The sequence below is a fragment of the Pseudonocardia nigra genome, from assembly GCF_019396355.1.
GTDB lineage: Bacteria > Actinomycetota > Actinomycetes > Mycobacteriales > Pseudonocardiaceae > Pseudonocardia > Pseudonocardia nigra.
In genome coordinates, this window is record NZ_JAHKRK010000077.1 from 1 (window position 1) to 19,150 (window position 19,150).

Here is a 19,150-nt window from a genome sequence, read left to right on the forward strand (position 1 = left end):
CCTTCGCCGCACCGGATCCGTTCGACCAGCCCAGCCCCGACAAGGCCTGGCTGTGCCACCCCACGGTGACCGGACTACCGATCCCAGAGTGGAACGCGTTGATCACCACGATCACCACCCTGCACCAGCAACAACGGGAAGCCGAGCTGGACAAACGACGCGGCCACCGCCCCCGAAAGACCGCCCCGGCGCCGGACCTCGCCCCATCCTGACCCTCCCCGACCGGCTACTGGCCACCGTCCTGCACCACCGACTCGCACTGCCCCAGGTCGCCGTCGCTGCCCTGTTCAGCGTCCGCCCCGAAACCATCAACCGGCGCATCCGCGACACCCAGTACCTACTGGAACAGGCCGGCCACACAGTCCAGCCCGCCGAGAACCCGCTGGCCACGCTCGATGACCTCTACGACCTCGCCAACACCGCAGGCATCACCATCCCCACACGAGTTACGACGGCGAGTTGATGATCTGCAAGCCCTTACTGCCCGGCGATCGGGGCCCCGGGGTCAGCCGGGTCTGCCTTCGACCGCGGAGCGCGGCCCGTACGTCAGCCGGCGCAGCAGGATCTCGGCCGGGCCGCGGAAACCTGCGCGGGCCGAGGCGGCGGCGACCGCGAGGATCACCAGCCAGGTCCCGAGCCCGACGAGCGCCACCTGCCAGAGCCGCGCCTGTTCGCCGAGCCCGAGCGTCCACGCCGGGAGCAGTGCCACGAACGCCACCGACTGTGCGAGGTAGCACGACAGCGACCGCTGCCCGCACGCCTGCAGGGCGGAGCCGACCGGGCCGACGCCGCCGCGGGCGAGCCGGATCGCCAGCAGCCCGAACAGCGCGGCATATCCCACGCCACCCGCGTACCCGCCGAGGCCGTGCAGCGCGCCGGCGAGCAGGGCCACGCCCAGTGGCGGTGTCGCCCACAGCTGGGCCGCCATGAGGCCGAGCGGCAGGCCGCCGAGCACCGCCGCGGCGAGCCCGAGGGCCGCGGCGCGCACGAGCAGCGCGCGGTGGCGCTCCGGCTCGTCGAGGATACGTCGGCGGGCGGCCCACGCGCCGAGGGCCACTGCCCCGAACACGGCGAGCACCTGCGAGAGCAGCCCGCTGACGAGCCATTCCTGCACCCGCAGGACCAGCGCCGTCGCGGCGTCCGGCGCGGCGATCGAGCCGAGGAGCGCCCGGATCTCACCCTGCAGCGGGGCGCCCGCCGCGGTGTAGAGCAGCGTGGCCAGCGCGATCCCGGCCGCCGCCGTGCCGAGCAGCGCGCCGTCCCGACCGCCGACGAGCACGCCGGCGAGCAGGACGGCGATCAGCCCGTACGCCCCGACGATGTCGCCCGCGAACAGCAGCACGCCGTGCGCGAAGCCGATCGCGACCATCGAGAAACCGCGCCGCCGGACCAGCCGCGTGACCGCCCCGACGGGCAGGCCCGCGTCGCCCCGGCGCCAGGCAAGCTGCACGATCCCGTACCCGAACAGCAGGCCGAACAGCGGATAGGCGCGGCCGTCGACGAGCAACATCTGCAGGAGCACGACCACCCGGTCCATGCCCTCGACGACCCGCGGGTAGCCGCGCACCGCCAGCGGACTCCCGTGGACGTACACGTGCACGTTCGCCAGGGCGATCAGCAGCAGCATGCCGCCGCGGGCCAGGTCCGGGGCGAGCGAGCGGGCAGCGGTCGGGGTGGCACCGGGGTCGGCCGGGGCGGTCATGCCGGCGAGGCTAGCGGGGTGACCGCTGTTCGAGCCCGACGCCCGGCCGAGCTGCCGCCCAGCGTGATCGTCGCGAGGGCGCGGTTCGTGCTGTCGGAGGTGCCGAATCGCGCATCTCGCGGTGGTTCTCGGGCCGGTGATCGTCGCGAGTGTGCGCTGTTTGCTGTCCGGGCTACGGAAACCGGCCTTTCGCGGTGATCTTGGGTGTGGGAATTCCGGCGAGTGCGCTCGGGCGCCCACGTGATCGTCGCGAGGGTGCGGCTCCTGCTGTCGGGGGTGCGGTAGCGCGTATCTCGCGGTGGTCTTCGGATGGGTGATCGTGGCGAGTGCGCGATGGTTGCGGTCCGGGTTGCGGGAACAGCGATCTCGCGGTGATCTTCCAAGCGCTCGGCTCGGCGCCGGCGGTCTGCCGGGCTGCCGCCCGTGATCGTCGCGAGGGTGTGGTTGCTGCTGTCGGGGGTGCGGTAGCGCGTATCTCGCGGTGGTTTCGGGCCGGTGATCGTCGTGAGTGCGCGATGGTTGCGGTCCGGGTTGCGGGAACAGCGATCTCGCGGTGATCTTCCAAGCGCTCGGCTCGGCGCCGGCGGTCTGCCGGGCTGCCGCCCGTGATCGTCGCGAGGGTGTGGTTCCTGCTGTCGGAGGTGCCGTATCGCGCATCTCGCGGCGGTCTTCGGGCCGGTGATCGTCGCGAGTGCGGGATGCTTGCTGTCCCGGCCACGGTCAGCGGCCTCTCGCGGCGATCCGCAGAACGCGCGGCAGGTGCGGCCTCGCTGACCGCTACCGGCTCCCGGCGGGCCGCGCCACGCCGGTGACCCGGCGGGGACCGTAGGTCAGCCGCCGCAGGAGCAGCTCGGCCGGGCCCCGGAGCCCGGCGCCGGCCGACCAGGCTGCGACCAGCAGGATCACCGCCCACGTGCCCACGGCCACCAACGCGGTCTGCCACAGGTGCGCGCCGGCGCCGAGCCCGAGCGTCCAGGCGGGCAGCAGCGCCACGAAGGCCACGGACTGCGCGAGGTAGCACGACAGCGAGCGCTGCCCGGAGGCCGCGAGCGCCCCGCTCAGCGGCCCCGGTCGGCGGCCCGTGAGCCGGATCGCCAGCAGCCCGAACAGCGCCGCGTAGCCGAGCCCGCCGGCGTAGCCGCTCACCGTGTGCAGGGCGCCGGCGGCGACGATCGCGCCGAGCGATGGCTCCGCCCACGGCCCGGTGACCATGAGCGCCAGCGGTACCCCGCCGAGCACCGCTACCGGCAGCCCGATCGCGGCCGCCCGCAGCAGCAGCCGCCGGTGCTGCGCGGGGGCGTCGAGCACCCCGCGGCGCGCCACCCAGGCGCCGAGCGGAACCGCGGCGAACACAGTGACGGCGTTGGCGAGGAGCCCGATCCCGCCCCACTCGACGGTGCGGATCACCAGCGCGGCGACCGGGTCGGCCGTCGTCATCGAGGGCAGCAGGGCGTCGGTCGCGCCGGGCGGGGGCAGCACGCTGACCATCCCGAAGAGCGCGGTGAACACCAGCCCGGTCACGACCAGGACGCGCAGCCGGGCGGGCCGGCCCGCGACGAGCGCCCCGGCGAGCAGGACGGCCAGCAGCCCGTAGGCGCCCACGATGTCCCCGGGCCACAGCAGCACGCCGTGCACCGCCCCGATGAGCAGCATCCACCAGCCGCGGCGGCGGGCGATCCGCACCGCCGTCGCGGGGCTGTCGCGCCTGCGGGACAGCTGAACGATCCCGTAGCCGAACAGGAACCCGAAGAGCGGGTACGCGCGGCCGTCCACGAGCAGCAGCTGCACCGCGGCGACGAGGGCGTCGACGCCCCCGAGGTCGGCCGGGTAGCTGCGCAGCCCGAGCGGATGGCCGAACACGTAGACGTGCACGTTGGCCAGCGCGATGAGCAGCAGCATTCCGCCGCGGGCGAGGTCGGGCGCGAGCGCGCGGGCGGTGGTCGGGGTCGCACCAGGATCGGCGGGTGGCGGTGCTGCGGTGGTCATGTTCGGACGCTAGGACGACGACGCTGTGCCGCGTATCGATCGACCGACGGACGGTCCGTCCGCCGATGGCGGTACACCGCTGGGCGGGACCGGCACTGTGATCCGTGTTGTCCGCGCCCGTCCGGGGCCGTCCGGCGGGCGTACATGCACTAGCCTCGCCCCGTGTCTGCGTCGACCACACCTGTCACCGTCACCGTCACCGGAGCAGCCGGCCAGATCGGCTACGCGCTGCTCTTCCGGATCGCCTCGGGCCAGCTGCTCGGCCCGGACACTCCGGTCCGGCTGCGCCTGCTGGAGATCCCCCAGGCGGTGAAGGCCGCCGAGGGCACCGCGATGGAGCTCGACGACTGCGCGTTCCCGCTGCTCTCCGGCATCGACATCACCGACGATGCGAACGTCGCGTTCGACGGCACGAACGTCGCGCTGCTCGTCGGTGCCCGCCCGCGTACGAAGGGCATGGAGCGCGGCGACCTGCTCGAGGCCAACGGCGGCATCTTCGCCCCACAGGGCAAGGCGATCAACGACCACGCCGCCGAGGACGTCCGCGTGCTGGTGGTCGGCAACCCGGCCAACACCAACGCGCTCATCGCGCAGGCCGCGGCTCCGGACGTGCCCGCCGAGCGCTTCACCGCGATGACCCGCCTCGACCACAACCGCGCCATCGCCCAGCTGGCGAAGAAGCTGTCGGTGCCGCTCACCGACATCCACAAGCTCACGATCTGGGGCAACCACTCGGCCACCCAGTACCCCGACCTCTTCAACGCCGAGGTCGGCGGCAGGACCGCGGCCGAGCAGGTCGACGAGGCCTGGCTGCGTGACGAGTTCATCCCCACTGTCGCCAAGCGCGGTGCAGCGATCATCGAGGCGCGCGGCGCGTCCTCGGCGGCCTCGGCGGCGAACGCCGCCATCGACCACGTCTTCGACTGGGTCAACGGCACTCCCGAGGGCGACTGGACCTCCGCCGCCATCCCGTCCGACGGCTCCTACGGGGTGGCCGAAGGGATCATCTCGAGCTTCCCGGTCACCTCGAAGAACGGGAAGTGGGAGATCGTCCAGGGCCTGGAGATCAACGACTTCTCCCGGCAGCGGATCGACGCGAGCGTCCAGGAGCTCCAGGAGGAGCGCGACGCCGTGAAGTCGCTCGGCCTGCTCTGACCTGAGCCCGATTGCAGCAAAGCCACTTTCACGCCACCTCGTGGCATGAAAGTGGCTCTGCTGCAACTCACGCCAGCTGCACGATCGCGAACGCTTCCGGTGGCACGGTGAGGGCGTTGTCCTCGCCCTCCACCGGCTCGGACGCCAGCAGGATCCGGCCGATCGGGGCGGTCATCGCGAGGGTCACCGTGTCGCCGCCGAGGTTGCACGCCACCCGGAGCCTGCCGCGGTGCAGCACGACGGTGCGGGCGTCCTCGTCGATGTCGACCTCCACCTCCTCCAGCCACGGGTCGGACAGCTCCGGCCACGCCTTGCGCAGCGCGATGAGCTCCTGGTGCACCCGCAGCAGGGTGGCGTGCGGTTCCTGGGCGGGCTCGTCCCAGTCGAGCTTCGAGTCGAGGAACGTGCTCTCGGCGTTGGGGTCGGGCACCTCGGCGTCGCCCCAGCCGTGCTCGGCGAACTCCGCGGTCCGTCCGGTGCGCACGGCCTCGCGGAGTTCCTCGTCCGGGAAGTAGGAGAAGAACTGCCACGGTGTGCGGGCGCCCCACTCCTCGCCCATGAACAGCATCGGCGTGAACGGTGAGCAGAACACCAGCGCCGCGCCGCAGGCCAGGAGGCCGGGGGAGACGGTCTCGGTGAGCCGGTCGCCGGTGGCCCGGTTGCCGATCTGGTCGTGGTTCTGCAGGTAGGCGAGGAACCGGTGCCCGGGGATCCGGCGGGTGTCCACCGGCGCCCCGTGGTTGCGCTGCCGGAAGCTCGACCAGGTGCCCTCGTGCAGGAACGCGCGGGTGAACACATGGGCGAGGCCGGTGAGGCCCGCCGTCGCGAAGTCGGCGTAGTAGCCCTGGGCCTCGCCGGTGAGGGCGCTGTGCAGGGTGTGGTGGATGTCGTCGGCCCACTGCGCGTGCAGACCGTAGCCGCCGGCCTCGCGCGCGGTGACCATCCTCGGGTCGTTGAGGTCGGACTCCGCGATGAGCGACAGCGGCCGCCCGACGTGCGTCGACAGCGCCTCCACCTCGACGGCGAGCTGCTCCAGCAGGTGGGTGGCGCGGGTGTCGCGCAGCGCGTGGACGGCGTCGATGCGCAGGCCGTCGACGTGGAAGTCGCGCAGCCACATCACAGCGTTGTCGATGACGTAGCGGCGCACCGGCTCCGAGTACGCACCGTCGAGGTTGAGCGAGGGGCCCCAGATGTTGGACCCGGCGAAGTACGGCCCGAACCGGTCGAGGTAGGCCCCGGACGGGCCGAGGTGGTTGTAGACGACGTCCAGAACCACACCGAGTCCGCGGGAGTGGCAGGCGTCGACGAACCGCTTGAACGCATCGGGCCCGCCGTAGTTCTCCGTGACCGCGTACCAGCCGACGCCGTCGTAACCCCAGTTGCGCGGCCCGTCGACCGCGTTGAGCGGAAGCACCTCGACCAGGTCGACGCCCAGCGCGACGAGGTGGTCGAGCCGCTCGATGGCGGAGTCGAACGTGCCTCCGTCGGTGAATGTCCCGATGTGGAGCTCGTAGAGGACGCTGCCCGGTAGTTGGCGGCCCGTCCAGGCCTGGTCGGTCCAGAAGAAGCCCGTGTCGTCGTAGAGCCGGGACGCGCCGTGCACGCCGGAGGGTTGCCAGCGTGAGCGCGGGTCGGGGAGCGGGGTCTCGTCGTCGTCGAGCAGGAAGGCGTAGGCGGTGCCGGGGCCCGCGTCCTCCACGGTCGCGCACCACCAGCCGGCGCCGTCGCGCGCCATCGGGTACGGGGCGTTGTCCACCAGCACCCTGACCTGGTCGCGTTGGGGCGCCCACACGGCGAAATCGGTCACCCGATGATCCTGCCGGGTGGGGCCACGACGCGCCCGTTGTGACCCTGGGATCCACGCGCATCGGCGTGCCGAGCAAGAGACGCTCAGGTCCCCGCGGGGGGAGCGGAGCGCGGCCCGGTGAACACGAACCGGTCGAACAGCACGAACTTCAGCACGAACAGGAAACCGTACGTGCCGAGGAACGCCGCCCCCACGAGCACGACCTGCCAGCCGCGGCTCTCGACGGCCGCGCGGACCCAGGTGTCGGCGGTGGTGGTCACAGCGGCCGCGGCCAGTGCCGTGGCGACCGCGATCGCGGCGTAGGGCGCCACCTCCCGCCGGACGTCGGCGCGGCCCCGACGGCGCCAGGCCCACTGCCGGTTGAGCAGGTAGTTCGGCACCGCGCCCGCCACGAAGGCCGTGACGCTGGCCACCAGCGGTGACGTGCCCAGCGCGTAGCAGGCGACGAACGTGGTCTGGCTGATCACGCCCGCGATCACCGAGCCGGCCGCGTAGCGCCACCACAGGCGGAGGCGTCCGCGCACACCCCCGGTGGAGCGCGCACGGGGGCCGAGTCCGGAGGTCACCGAGGGCCTTCGCGGGGCTCCGGCGGGCGGCGGGCGACCCCCAGCACCGACTGCCCGAACGGTACCCGGACCACCCGCTCCACGGCACGCGTCACCGGCACCACGAACCGGTCGTAGAGCCGCACCAGCCGCGGGTTCGGCGAGCCGGCGCCGCCGCGGCGGACGGCGATCCACCAGGCCACTCCGCCGAGCAGGTTCGCCGGACCGGTGCGCTCGACCTCGAGGTCGGCACGGCGGAACGCGTCGTCCAGTGTGGTGGGGGTGTAGCGACGCACGTGCCCCACCCTCCGGTCGAACTCCCCGTAGAGCTGTGGGTAACCGGGCACCCACATCACCAGCCTGCCACCGGGCCGGACGAGTGCGGCCATCTCGCGCAGCGCGCCTGCGTCGTCCTCGATGTGCTCGAGGACATTGATCGCGACGACGGTGTCGACCGGATCGACGGCGGGCGCGGCGCCGCCGATCTCGAACCGGTGGGCCCGCACGTCGGGACGGTCGGCGAAGCGCTTGTGCAGCACCTGCACGACGTCGGGATCGACATCGGTGACGACGAGCCGGTCGAGACCGCGGAACTGCGCGGCGAACTCGCCGAGCCCCGCGCCGATCTCCAGCACCGAACGCCCGCAGTGGGGGGCGATGAGATCGTACTGGTAGCGGCGGTACCGGGGCTGGTCCGTGCCGCCCTCCAGGTCACGGCCCGTCGCCCGGGTGAACGCCCCTGAACCGTCCTCCACGCGTCGCCCTCCGCTCGTCACCGGTGTGCTGAGGCCCGAGCCTAGGCCGCCGAGTGGCTGAGCGCGGCGACAGGGTATGGGCACACGGCGCGTCGGGCAGCGTACTAGTTATGGTCGTTTGGTCCGGTTGGTCCGGGAACTCCCGGCTGGATACCGGGCGGATCGGTTTGCCATCGTCGTCGACCGGAAATGAGATCAAGATGCGAGTCCTCGTCCTGGGTGGAGACGGCTACCTCGGCTGGCCCACCGCCCTGCATCTGTCCGACGCGGGTGACCAGGTCGGGATCGTCGACAACTTCCTGCGTCGCGGTTACGACGAGGAGATGGGCGTCCAGAGCCTCGTGCCGATCGAGCCGCTGGAGGTGCGCACCGACGTCTGGCACGCGGTGACCGGCAGGCGGATCGAGACGTTCGTCGGTGATCTGGTCGACGCCGAGTTCCTGCTCGACGTGGTGCGGCGCTTCCGGCCCGACACGATCGTCCACTTCGCCGAGCAGCGCTCCGCGCCCTACTCGATGATCGACCGGGCGCACGCGGTGCACACCCAGCACAACAACGTCGTGGGCACGCTCAACCTGCTCTACGCGATCGCGGAGGTCGACCCGCAGATCCACCTGGTCAAGCTGGGCACGATGGGCGAGTACGGCACACCGAACATCGACATCGAGGAGGGCTGGCTCGACATCGAGCACAAGGGCCGCCGGGACCGCGTGCTGTTCCCGAAGCGGCCGGGGTCCTTCTACCACCTGAGCAAGGTGCACGACAGCCACAACATCGAGTTCGCGTGCCGGGTGTGGGGGCTGCGGGCCACCGACCTGAACCAGGGGGTGGTGTACGGCCAGCAGACCCCGCAGACCGAGCGGGACCCCCGGCTGGCGACCCGGTTCGACTACGACGCGGTGTTCGGTACGGTGCTCAACCGGTTCGTGATCCAGGCGGTGCTGGGTGAGCCGCTGACGGTGTACGGGTCGGGTGGCCAGACCCGGGGCATCATCGACATCCAGGACACGGTGGAGTGCATCCGGCTCGCCGCCGAGACCCCGGCGGAGCGCGGCGAGTTCCGCGTGTTCAACCAGCTGACCGAGTCGATGTCGGTGGAGGAGATGGCCAAGGTCGTGGCCGACACGTTCCCGGGTCCGGTCGAGGTGCACAACGTCGAGAACCCGCGCGTGGAGGCGGACTCGCACTACTACAACGTGGTCTTCACCGGGCTGCCGTCGCTCGGGCTGCAGCCGCACCTGCTCTCCGACACGCTGATCAGCTCGCTGTTCCCGGTGGTGGAGCGCCACCGGGACCGGGTCGACCGGGCCGCGTTGCTGCCGACCGTGCAGTGGCGCAGGGCCGAGAGCGCGTTACGCGGCTGACGAGCGCCGAGAGGGTGTGGTCGGACCCGAGCCATGCGCCGCTACCCGGTCTGCTCACTCCCGCGTGTGGGTTCTGCGGCGCCGACGGGCGCGCACTACGTTGGACAACCATGTCTCCCGATGTCCGGCGTCCGCCCGCCGGCCTCGTCGTCGTCACCGGGGGGAGCGGCTTCGTCGGCCGGGCCGTCGTGGCCGCGCTGCGTGCAGCCGACATCGAGGTGATCGTCGTCGATCGGGAGCCGTTCGGCAGCCACGGTCCTGGCGTCGCGACGGTCCTCGGCGATCTCGCCGACCCGGCCGTGCGCGAGCAGGCCCTGTCCGGCTCGCCCTCCGCGATCGTGCATCTGGCCGCCGCGACGTCGGTGCTGCGCTCCACCGAGGAGCCGTCTGCGACCTACCGGGCCAACGTCGAGATCACCCAGCACCTGCTCGAGGCGGCCAGGCGGGGCGGGGTGGGCCGGTTCCTGTTGGCATCCACGAACGCCGTCGTCGGCGAGGTCGGGCACGCGACGATCGACGAGACCACCCCGCTGCGGCCGCTGACGCCCTACGGCGCCACCAAGGCGGCCTGCGAGATGCTCCTGGCCGGGTACGCCGGTGCGTACGGCCTCGCGACGTGCGCGCTCCGGTTCACCAACGTCTACGGGCCCGGAATGGGGCACAAGGACAGCTTCGTGCCGCGGCTGATGCGCGCCGCGCTCGCAGGCGGCTCGGTGCAGGTGTTCGGCGACGGGACGCAGCGCCGTGACCTCGTGCACGTCTCCGACGTGGCGCAGGCCGTGCTGCGCGCCCTGCCGAGCGCCGTGACCGGTCCGCTGATCGTCGGGAGCGGGCGCTCGATCACCGTGCTGGACCTGGTCGACGCCGCCAGGAGCGCCACCGGGCGCCCGATCGGGGTCGAGCACGTGCCAGCCAAACGCGGCGAGATGCCCGCGGTGCTCGTCGACAACGGGCGCGCCCGCACGGAGCTGGGCTGGTCGCCGGCGCTGTCGCTCACCGCCGGGCTGGGTACGGTCTGGGACGACTTCCGGCGGAACCCGGTCGGCGAGGGGCAGCCGTGACCTTGACCGGCCCTGCCCAGGCGGGGCGCGCCGGCGCGGGCCCGGAGCCGGTGGATCCGCCCGGCTTCCGCGACCGGGCGGGCGGGCTGGCCCGCCGGCACGGGCTGTTCCTCACGCTGATCGCGGCCGGTGCGGTGCTGCGGCTGCTGGCGCAGCTGGCGTACCAGCCAGCGATCCTCTACTACGACTCGTTCCGCTACCTGTTGAACATCGACAGGCTGAGTCCCGCAGAGCTCAACCCGATCGGCTACGAGCTGTTCGTGCTCCGGCCGCTGCTCGGAGTGGGGAACCTGCAGCTGGTCACCGCCGTGCAGCACCTCGCAGGGCTCGGGATGGCGGTGGCCGTCTACGTGCTGCTGCAGCGCCACGGTGCGCGCCGCTGGGTGGCGGCGCTGGCCGCCGGCCCGCTGCTGCTCGACGCCTACCAGGTGCAGATCGAGCAGAACATCATGACGGAGACCTTCTTCCAGGCGCTGCTGCTCGGGGTCATCTGGCTGCTCACCTCCCGCGGCGCCCCCGGGCCGGGCCGCAGCGCCGCGGCCGGGATCCTGATCGCCGTCATGGTGGTCGTCCGGCTGGTGGCCGTGCCGCTGGTGGTGCCGGCCGTGGTGTACCTGGTTCTCGCCGGCGGGGCGTGGCGCCGCCGCAGCGATCATGGGCTGGTCCTGCGGCGGACAGGTGCCCTGCTCGCCGGTTTCGCGGTCGTCGTCGCCGCCTACGGCGGCTACTTCTGGGCAGACACGGGACGGGTCGGGATCTCCGACACCGATGGCAGCGCCCTGTACGGGCGCACGGCCACCGTCGCGGACTGCGACCGGCTGCCGCTCACCGAAGCGCAGCGCCAGCTGTGCCCGGCGGAGCGGCTCGGCGAACGACTCGGCGTCGACCACTACGTCCACGACCTCGCCTCCCCGGCGCACACCGCCGTGCCGGAGCCCGAGGGGACGATCGCCGACCTGCAGCGCGCGTTCGCCCGCACCGTGCTGCTGCACCAGCCCTTCGATGTCGCCGGCGCCGTGCTCGCCGATTTCGGCAAGGGCTTCGCATGGACCCGCTCCACGAGCCCCGACGACGTCCCTGTGGACCGGTGGCACTTCCACACGGTTCCCGTGCTGTACGCGAGCCCTGAGCTCGCGTCGGCGGTGGCTCTGCGGTTCGGGGGCACCGAGCTCTCGGTCGACCCGGACCTCGCCTGGGTGCTGCGCGCGTACCAGTTCCACGGCGGCCACACCCCCGGGCCGCTGCTGGCCGCGGCACTGGTGCTCGGGCTCGCCGGGGCCGCCGGTCTCGGCAGAGCGCGACGATCCGGCTTGCGTGCGGCGTGTCTGCTCACGGCGGGGGCCGGGATCACGGTCCTGCTCACCTCGGCCGCGTTCGAGTTCTCCTGGCGCTATCAGCTCCCCGGCCTGGTGCTGCTCCCGCTGACCGGTGCGCTGGGCCTGACCGCGCTGCTGAGCGGCGGACCCTCTCCGAGGCGCCCGTTGCTCGGCCCGTTCCCCGACGAGGTGGACGCCGCGGCGCTGGCGGCCTTCAGGGAGCGCTACGGCGAGGTGGTGCTCGGACCCGTCGTGGTGGTCATGGCGGCCTACCAGGAGGCAGACAATCTGCCCGCGGTACTCGACGGCATCCCGGACCGGTGCGGCGAACTGCGGGTCGACACGCTCGTCGTGGTCGACGGCGGCACCGACGGCACGGCGACGGTGGCGCTGGCCCACGAGGGGGCGTACACGTGTGTGACCCCGGTGAACCGCGGTCAGGGTGCCGCGCTGCGGCTGGGCTACCGGATCGCCCAGGAGCACGGCGCCCGCTACGTCGTCACCACCGACGCCGACGGGCAGTACGACATCGCCGAGCTGCCGACGCTCCTGGCCCCGCTGGTCAGCGGCGAGGCGGACTTCGTCACCGGTTCGCGGCGGCTCGGGAGGGAGGACACGACCGACCGGTTCCGGCAGCTCGGGGTGCGGGTGTTCGCAGCGCTCGCGACCGTGCTCGCCCGGCAGCGCATCACCGACACCTCGTTCGGCTTCCGCGCGATGACCATCGACGTCGCCTGCTCGGTGCCGCTGCGGCAGCCGCAGTACCAGGCGTCGGAGCTGCTGCTGGGGGCGATCCTGCGCGGCCACCGCGTCGTCGAGCGACCGATGACGATGCGGGACCGCACGACCGGCCGCAGCAAGAAGGGACCGAACCTGCTGTACGGGACGCGCTACGGCCGGGTGCTGGTGGGCACGTGGTGGCGGGAACGGCGGGCGCTGAGGTCCGGGGCGGCGGAGCGGCTGCCGGTACGGTGACCGCGACGCCGCGCTGTCGACCCGCGACGGCCGTCAGGCCGGCCGCACCAGCAGGGCCACCGGGTAGCGGTCGAGCAGCCGCGACAGCAGTGGCGCCGAGCCGTCCACCGGTGCCCCGGTGACGACGTCGGTCCAGTCGTCGGCGCCGTCGGGCAGCGGGAGCAAGGTGTCGCCCCACCCACCGCGCTCGGCGAGCCCCACCGGCAGCCGGGTGGCGACGGCGACGAGCGCGGGCGAGCGTTGGAACGCCACCGCGTGGGTGGCGGCCGGGCCCTCGGCGGGCAGCGGCCGGTAGCCGGCGAACGCCTCGGGGCGCCAGCGCCGCAGCCGCAGCGCGCCGGCCGTGACCAACAGCTTCGCCGCCCCCTCGGCGTCGACGTCGGGCAGCCAGCCGTCGTCGAGCCGGGCCAGCAGCTCGCGGCGGGCCGCCCAGTCCACCGGGCGCCGGTTGTCCGGGTCGACCAGCGAGTACTCGAACAGCTCCGTGCCCTGGTAGACGTCCGGCACGCCGGGCCCGGCGATCTGCAGCAACTTCTGCCCGAGCGAGTTGGACCAGCCGGGCCCGCTGATCCGGGCGACGAACTCCTCGATCTCCGCCACGACCTCGGAATCGGCGAGCACCTGCGCGGACCAGGCGGCGATCGCCTCGTCCACCTCCGGCACCGCGTCGACGTGGCTCGTGACGAGCTTCGCCTCCTTGGCCGCCTTCGTGAGGTAGCCCGACATGCGGTCGGCGGGGATAGGCCAGGCGCCGATCAGGTTCTGCCAGGCGAGCAGCTCGAGCGACCGATCGGGCAGCGGGTGCGCCGCCGCCCAGCGCCGCATCCGCCCGGCCCACTCGGCGGGGATCTCCGCGAGCACCGCGAGCCGGGCGCGGACATCCTCGGACCGCTTGGTGTCGTGGGTGGACAGCGTGGTCATCGTGGCCGACCAGGACGCCTCGCGCCCGGCCAGCGCCGTGTGGAACTCGGCGGGGGAGACGCCGAAGCGGGACGGGTCGCCACCCACCTCGTTGAGCGCCACGAACCGGTTCCAGCGGTAGAACGTGGTGTCCTCCACGCCCTTCGCCATCACCATGCCCGACGTCTGCTGCACGCGCGTGGCGAGCAGGCCCTGCGGCTCGGCCAGCATCGCGGCGTGGACGACCTGCAGCACGTCGGTGAGATCGGGGCGGTGGCTGCGGGCCACTGAGACGGCGGTGTCGAGCGCCGAGCGGCCCTCCGGGAGGTAGCTGCGGTAGACGGGGAAGCCGCAGAGCAGCTCCGCGACCGCCTCCCGCACGCGGTCGGCCGCCGCGCCGGGATCCTCGTCGGTGGCGGGAGCGGCCTCCGGGACGGGCACGAGCGCGGCGATCCGGCGCACCTCGGCCGCCAGGATCGTGTCGGCCACCTCGCGGCGCGCCGCGTGCTCGGCGGCGTGCAGCGACTCCTTGCGCCCGGTGTGCTCGGCGGCGAACTGCGTGAGCACACCCGCGCCCGCCGGGTCGACGAACACGCCCTGGATCTCACGCAGCGCCTCGTAGCCCGACGTGCCGTCGACGGGCCAGGACGCGGGCAGCTGCTCCCCGACGCCAAGGATCTTCTCGACGAGCAACCACCGCTGCGGCCCGATCGCCGCGCGCAGCCGCCGCATGTAGGCGCCGGGGTCGGACAGCCCGTCCGGGTGGTCGACCCGGATGCCGTCGACCTCCCCCGCCTCGACCCAGCGCAGCACCTCGCGATGGGTCTTCTCGAAGATCTCCGGCAGCTCGACGCGCACCGCGGCGAGCGTGGACACGTCGAAGAAGCGCCGATACGTGAGCTCGGCGGCGCCGCGCTTCCACGACACCAGCCGGTAGTGCTGGCGCTCGTGGACCTCCTGGGCGGTGCCGACCTCGCCGGTGCCCGGCGCGACGGGGAAGGCGTGCTCGTAGTAGCGCAGCTCGCCGCGGTCGTCCGAGAGCGCCAGCTCCGAGAGCGCCTTCTCCTCGTCGGCGTCCAGGATCGGGAGCAGGACCGGCCCCGCGTCCCAGTCGATGTCGAACGTGGCCGCGTGCTCCGACGACCGGCCGTGCCGCAGCACGTCCCACCACCACGGGTTGGCCTTCGCGACGTCGACGCCGACGTGGTTGGGCACGATGTCGAGCACGAAGCCCATGTCGTGCTCGCGCACCGCGGCGACCAGCGCGGTGCGTCCCGCCTCGCCGCCGCGCTCCTCCGACACCCGCGTGGGGTCGACGACGTCGTAGCCGTGGTTGGACCCGGCACCCGACTCGAGCAGCGGCGACGCGTAGAGCGCGCCGACGCCGAGCGCGTCGAGATATGGCAGCAGCTCCACCGCGTCGCCGAAGGTGGTGTCCTTGAAGAACTGGAGCCGGTAGGTGGAGCTGGGCCGGTTTGTCATCCCCGCGAGGTCTCCATCCGCTGCAGCACGAGCATTGCGCGCGCCGGCACGGTGAGCGCCGCGCCCGCGGCCACCGTGGGCGGCTCCGCGGCTACCACGCCCGGCGCGTTCGACAGGTTGATCACTTCGCCGGCCGCGGTGTCGACCACGACCGCCCACTGCGCCCCGTACTCCGACCCCGGCAGGTGCACGTCGATGTCCTCGTAGTGCGCGTTGAGGCACACGATGAACGAGTCGTCGCTGACCCGCTCGCCGCGGGCGTCGACGTCGTGGATGCCGTCGCCGTTGAGGAAGACCGTGACGCACTTGCCGAAGCCGGAGTCCCAGTCCTGCTCGGTCATCTCCTCGCCGTTGGGCGCGAACCAGGCGATGTCGGCGAGGGAGTCCTTGCGGCGGCGGCCGATCGGCTTGCCGGCGAAGAAGCGGCGCCTGCGGAACACCGGGTGCGCGTGCCGCATGGCCAGCACCCCGGCGGTGAACCCGATCAGGCTCGAGTTCTTCGTGGCCAGCGACCAGTCCATCCAGGAGATCTCGCTGTCCTGGCAGTAGACGTTGTTGTTGCCCTGCTGCGTGCGGCCCATCTCGTCGCCGTGCAGCAGCATCGGCACGCCCTGGCTGATCATCAGGGTGGCGATGAAGTTGCGCTGCTGGCGGGCCCGCAGCTCGAGCACGGCGGCGTCGTCGGTGGGGCCCTCCACGCCGCAGTTCCAGGAGCGGTTGTGGCTCTCGCCGTCGTTGCCGCCCTCGCCGTTGGCCTCGTTGTGCTTCTCGTTGTAGGAGACCAGGTCGGCGAGGGTGAACCCGTCGTGCGCGGTGACGAAGTTGATCGACGCGTACGGCCGGCGGCCGTCGTCCTGGTAGAGGTCGGAGCTGCCGGTGAGCCGCGCGGCGAACTCGCCGAGCGTGCCGGGCTCGCCGCGCCAGAAGTCGCGGACGGTGTCGCGGTACTTGCCGTTCCACTCCGTCCACAGCGGCGGGAAGTTGCCCACCTGGTAGCCACCGGGTCCGACGTCCCACGGCTCGGCGATGAGCTTGGCCTGGCTGATCACCGGGTCCTGCTGCACGAGGTCGAAGAACACCGACAGGCGGTCGACGTCGTAGAACTCGCGGGCCAGCGTGGAGGCGAGGTCGAAGCGGAACCCGTCGACGTGCATCTCGGTGACCCAGTACCGCAGCGAGTCCATGATCAGCTGCAGGGTGTGCGGGTTGCGCACGTTGAGCGAGTTGCCGGTGCCGGTGTAGTCCATGTAGTACCGCGGGTCGTCCTCGACGAGGCGGTAGTAGGCGGCGTTGTCGATGCCGCGCATGGACAGCGTGGGGCCCTTGTGGTTGCCCTCGGCCGTGTGGTTGTAGACGACGTCGAGGATCACCTCGATCCCCGCGTCGTGCAGGTCGCGGACCATGCCCTTGAACTCCTGCACCTGGCTGCCGGGCCGCCCGCCCGGCATCGCGTACGCGTGGTGCGGGGCGAGGAACGCGATGGTGTTGTAGCCCCAGTAGTTGGCGAGGCCCTTCTCCTGCAGGTGGTGGTCGGTGATGAACTCGTGCACCGGCATGAGCTCCACGGCCGTGACGCCCAGGCTCTTCAGGTGCTCGATCATCGCCGGGTGCGCGAGGCCGGTGTAGGTGCCCCGCAGGTCCTCCGGGATGTCCGGGTGGGCGATCGTGAGGCCCTTGACGTGGGCCTCGTAGATCACGCTCTCGTGGTAGGAGATCTTGGGAGCGCGATCGGAGCCCCAGTCGAAGAAGGGGTTGACCACCACCGACTTCGGCACGAACGGCGCCGAGTCCGTGTCGTTGCGCTGCTCCGGCTCCGTGAAGCGGTAGCCGAACACCGCCTCGTCCCACTGCACCGGGCCGTCGAGGGCCTTCGCGTAGGGGTCGATCAGCAGCTTGTTGGGGTTGCACCGCAGCCCGGCCGCCGCGTCGTAGGGCCCGTGGATGCGGTACCCGTAGCGCTGCCCCGGCTCGACGCCGGGCAGGTAGCCGTGCCACACGAAGCCGTCGACCTCGGTGAGCCGGACCCGCTCCTCGGTGCCGTCGTCGTCGAACAGGCACAGCTCGACGCGCTCCGCCACCTCCGAGAAGATTGCGAAGTTGGTGCCGGAGCCGTCGTACGTGGCTCCCAGGGGATAGGCGTTGCCCGGCCAGGGCCGCATCGTTCCTCCATCTCGCTGGTGGCCGTGCCGCCGTCGTGCGACGGCGTGCGGCCGCCGGGCACGTTCGGCGTGCCCTGTGAGCACCTCGGCCCTCGGCCCCGGTGCTGCTCGATCGTCGACCTCTCGGGGCGCCATCGACCCGCTCGGACGGAGGTTACCGGGGTGCCCCGACAGCGGCTCGGGGTAGCGAGCCTCAGGCGAGTCGCGCGGGGAACCCGCCGGTCGCCACGGGGCTCCACCGGGTCGGTGTGATGCGGATGATCGCCTTGCCCTGCGCGGCCATCGCCTTGCGGTACTCGTCCCAGTCGGGGTGCTCCCCGGAGATGGCGCGGAAGTAATCGACGAGCGGCTCGAGCGCCTCGGGCAGCCGCAGCAGCTCGGCGTCGCCGTCGACCTGTACCCACGGGCCGTTGAAGTCGTCGGACAGGACCACGACGGAGGCCTTGCCGTGGCGGGCGACGTTGAGTGCCTTCGCCCGCTCCGGGTAGGTCGAGACGACGATCCGGCCCTCCGCGTCGACCCCCGCGGTGACGGGCGAGCCCTGCCAGCCCCCGTCGTTGCGGGGCGTCATGAGGATCATGTGGTGGCGGCACCGGAGGAAGTCCAGCAGCTCGGCGCGGTCGACGGCGGTGTTCGTGGCGATGGTCCGGGCCATGGGTCGAGCCTAGGAGATAGGCTCCGCGCCGGTGGTGCTCATGTGGGCGAATCATGGGCGCGTACGGGCGGCGAGGGGGAGCCATGAGCAGCGTCTTCACGAAGATCATCGACGGTGAGCTGCCCGGGCTCTTCGTCTGGTCCGACGACCGCGCGGTCGGCTTCCTGTCCATCAACCCGCTCGGGCCGGGTCACACGCTGGTCGTGCCGCGGCAGGAGGTCGACCAGTGGGTCGACGCCGATCCCGACCTGCTCGCGCACCTCACCGCCGTCTCCCACGCGATCGGGGCGGCCGTGCGCGAGGTGTGGCAGCCGCCGCGCGTCGGTGTGATCGTCGCCGGGTTCGAGGTGCCGCACCTGCACGTGCACGTGTTCCCGGCATGGGAGATGGCCGCGTTCGACTTCGCGAACGCGGCGAAGTCGGTCGAGGCCGCCGAGCAGGAGGCACAGGCCGAGAAGCTGCGCACCGCGCTGCGCGAGGCGGGGCACGGCGAGCACGTCCCGGACCGAGCGAAGCTTGCGTAGCGAGAATCGAGGCCGAGCGAAGCTTGCGTAGCGAGAGTCGAGGCCGAGCGAAGCTTGCGTAGCGAGAGTCGAGGCCGGGCGAAGCTTGCGTAACGAGAGTCGAGGCGGGCGGGCGTGCAGCTGATCCTCGTCCGGCACGCCCTGCCGGAACGCATCCACCCCGCCGACGCCGCGGAGGTCGACCGCCCCGGCGGCCGCGCCGACCCGGCACTCACGGAGCTGGGGGAGCGGCAGGCGCAGCGCCTGGTCACCGCGCTGGCCGAGGAGGAGGTCGCGAGCCTGTACGCGAGCCCGCTGGCCAGGGCCCGCGGCACCGCGGCCCCGCTCGCCGCGGCACTGGGCCGAGAGCCGGAGATCGTCCCTGACCTGCGCGAGTACGACGCCGACTCCGCCCACTACGTGCCCGTGCACGAGATGGCCCGGCTCGACCCCGCCGCCTGGGAGCGGATGCTGGCCGGGCTGCTGCCGGCCCACGTCGACGTGCCGGCCTTCACCGCGCGGGTCGACGCAGCGATCGAGGGGATCGTGGCCGCGCACCCCGGGCGCGCCACCGCCGTCGTCGTCGCGCACGCCGGTGTGATCAACATCTGGCTTGCGCACCTGCTGGGGATCGCCCGGCCGCTGGCGTTCCCGCTCGACTACACCGGGATCACCCGCGTGCTCGCCGCGCGCGACGGGCGGCGCGTCGTGCGCAGCGTCAACGAGATCGCGCACGTCGGGGACCTGCTCGACATGACGGCGGGCAGCGAGTAGGGCACCATCGC

14 protein-coding genes and 1 pseudogene are annotated in these 19,150 nt (G+C 72.4%); 7 read left to right on the forward strand and 8 right to left on the reverse strand.

The window, feature by feature from the left end; all coding sequences use genetic code 11:
- Nucleotides 1-212 (forward strand): annotated as a pseudogene (locus KME75_RS19725) (hypothetical protein); the annotation flags it as partial.
- A 293-nt stretch (nt 213-505) separates the two neighbouring features.
- Here the strand turns inward: KME75_RS19725 and KME75_RS19730 are convergent.
- Together KME75_RS19730 and KME75_RS19735 are read right to left on the reverse strand one after the other, a co-directional pair.
- Complete coding sequence (locus tag KME75_RS19730) at nt 506-1,702, reverse strand: DUF418 domain-containing protein (RefSeq protein ID WP_219416334.1); 1,197 nt, start codon at nt 1,700-1,702, stop codon at nt 506-508.
- Nucleotides 1,703-2,479: 777 nt separating this feature from the next.
- On the reverse strand, nt 2,480-3,688 hold the full coding sequence (locus KME75_RS19735) for a DUF418 domain-containing protein (RefSeq protein WP_219416335.1): 1,209 nt from the start codon (nt 3,686-3,688) through the stop codon (nt 2,480-2,482).
- 162 nt (nt 3,689-3,850) lie between these two features.
- Between KME75_RS19735 and KME75_RS19740 the strand changes: the two genes are divergently transcribed.
- A complete protein-coding gene (locus tag KME75_RS19740) occupies nt 3,851-4,843 on the forward strand; it encodes a malate dehydrogenase (protein WP_219416336.1) in 993 nt (330 codons plus the stop codon).
- Between the two features lie 67 nt (nt 4,844-4,910).
- On the opposite strand, the gene treZ is transcribed toward KME75_RS19740, so the two are convergent.
- The 3 genes from treZ to KME75_RS19755 all read right to left on the reverse strand — a co-directional run bounded on the left by treZ (nt 4,911) and on the right by KME75_RS19755 (nt 7,950).
- Entirely contained in the window at nt 4,911-6,650 is a 1,740-nt protein-coding gene (gene treZ, locus KME75_RS19745; RefSeq protein ID WP_219416337.1) for a malto-oligosyltrehalose trehalohydrolase, read from the reverse strand.
- A gap of 83 nt (nt 6,651-6,733) precedes the next feature.
- Nucleotides 6,734-7,174, reverse strand: a complete 441-nt coding sequence (locus tag KME75_RS19750; RefSeq protein ID WP_219416338.1) for a GtrA family protein — start codon at nt 7,172-7,174, stop codon at nt 6,734-6,736.
- A 38-nt stretch (nt 7,175-7,212) separates the two neighbouring features.
- The gene (locus KME75_RS19755; RefSeq protein ID WP_308282910.1) at nt 7,213-7,950 is read right to left on the reverse strand and encodes a class I SAM-dependent methyltransferase; all 738 of its coding nucleotides are present in this window, start codon (nt 7,948-7,950) and stop codon (nt 7,213-7,215) included.
- Nucleotides 7,951-8,150: 200 nt separating this feature from the next.
- On the opposite strand from KME75_RS19755, the gene KME75_RS19760 reads away from it, so the two are divergent.
- From KME75_RS19760 to KME75_RS19770, 3 genes are all read left to right on the forward strand, one after another.
- Entirely contained in the window at nt 8,151-9,314 is a 1,164-nt protein-coding gene (locus KME75_RS19760; protein ID WP_219416340.1) for an NAD-dependent epimerase/dehydratase family protein, read from the forward strand.
- 110 nt (nt 9,315-9,424) lie between these two features.
- Nucleotides 9,425-10,375, forward strand: coding sequence for an NAD-dependent epimerase/dehydratase family protein (locus tag KME75_RS19765; protein ID WP_219416341.1), 951 nt, complete (start codon nt 9,425-9,427; stop codon nt 10,373-10,375).
- Nucleotides 10,372-12,666, forward strand: coding sequence for a glycosyltransferase (locus tag KME75_RS19770; RefSeq protein ID WP_308282911.1), 2,295 nt, complete (start codon nt 10,372-10,374; stop codon nt 12,664-12,666). The genes KME75_RS19765 and KME75_RS19770 overlap by 4 nt, the downstream gene beginning before the upstream one ends.
- A gap of 33 nt (nt 12,667-12,699) precedes the next feature.
- Here the strand turns inward: KME75_RS19770 and treY are convergent, their stop codons facing one another.
- From treY to KME75_RS19785, 3 genes are all read right to left on the reverse strand, one after another.
- A complete protein-coding gene (gene treY, locus KME75_RS19775) occupies nt 12,700-15,048 on the reverse strand; it encodes a malto-oligosyltrehalose synthase (RefSeq protein ID WP_219416342.1) in 2,349 nt (782 codons plus the stop codon).
- Complete coding sequence (gene glgX / locus KME75_RS19780) at nt 15,045-17,207, reverse strand: glycogen debranching protein GlgX (protein ID WP_219416343.1); 2,163 nt, start codon at nt 17,205-17,207, stop codon at nt 15,045-15,047. The genes treY and glgX overlap by 4 nt, the downstream gene beginning before the upstream one ends.
- Before the next feature lie 193 nt (nt 17,208-17,400).
- The gene (locus tag KME75_RS19785; protein WP_219416344.1) at nt 17,401-17,862 is read right to left on the reverse strand and encodes a PPOX class F420-dependent oxidoreductase; all 462 of its coding nucleotides are present in this window, start codon (nt 17,860-17,862) and stop codon (nt 17,401-17,403) included.
- A gap of 83 nt (nt 17,863-17,945) precedes the next feature.
- Here KME75_RS19785 and KME75_RS19790 point away from each other — a divergent pair, with 83 nt between their 5' ends.
- Entirely contained in the window at nt 17,946-18,386 is a 441-nt protein-coding gene (locus KME75_RS19790) for an HIT family protein (protein ID WP_219416345.1), read from the forward strand.
- 114 nt (nt 18,387-18,500) lie between these two features.
- Nucleotides 18,501-19,139: a histidine phosphatase family protein gene (locus KME75_RS19795; RefSeq protein ID WP_219416346.1), complete on the forward strand. Its 639-nt coding sequence runs from the start codon at nt 18,501-18,503 to the stop codon at nt 19,137-19,139.
- The last annotated feature ends 11 nt before the right edge of the window (nt 19,140-19,150 follow it).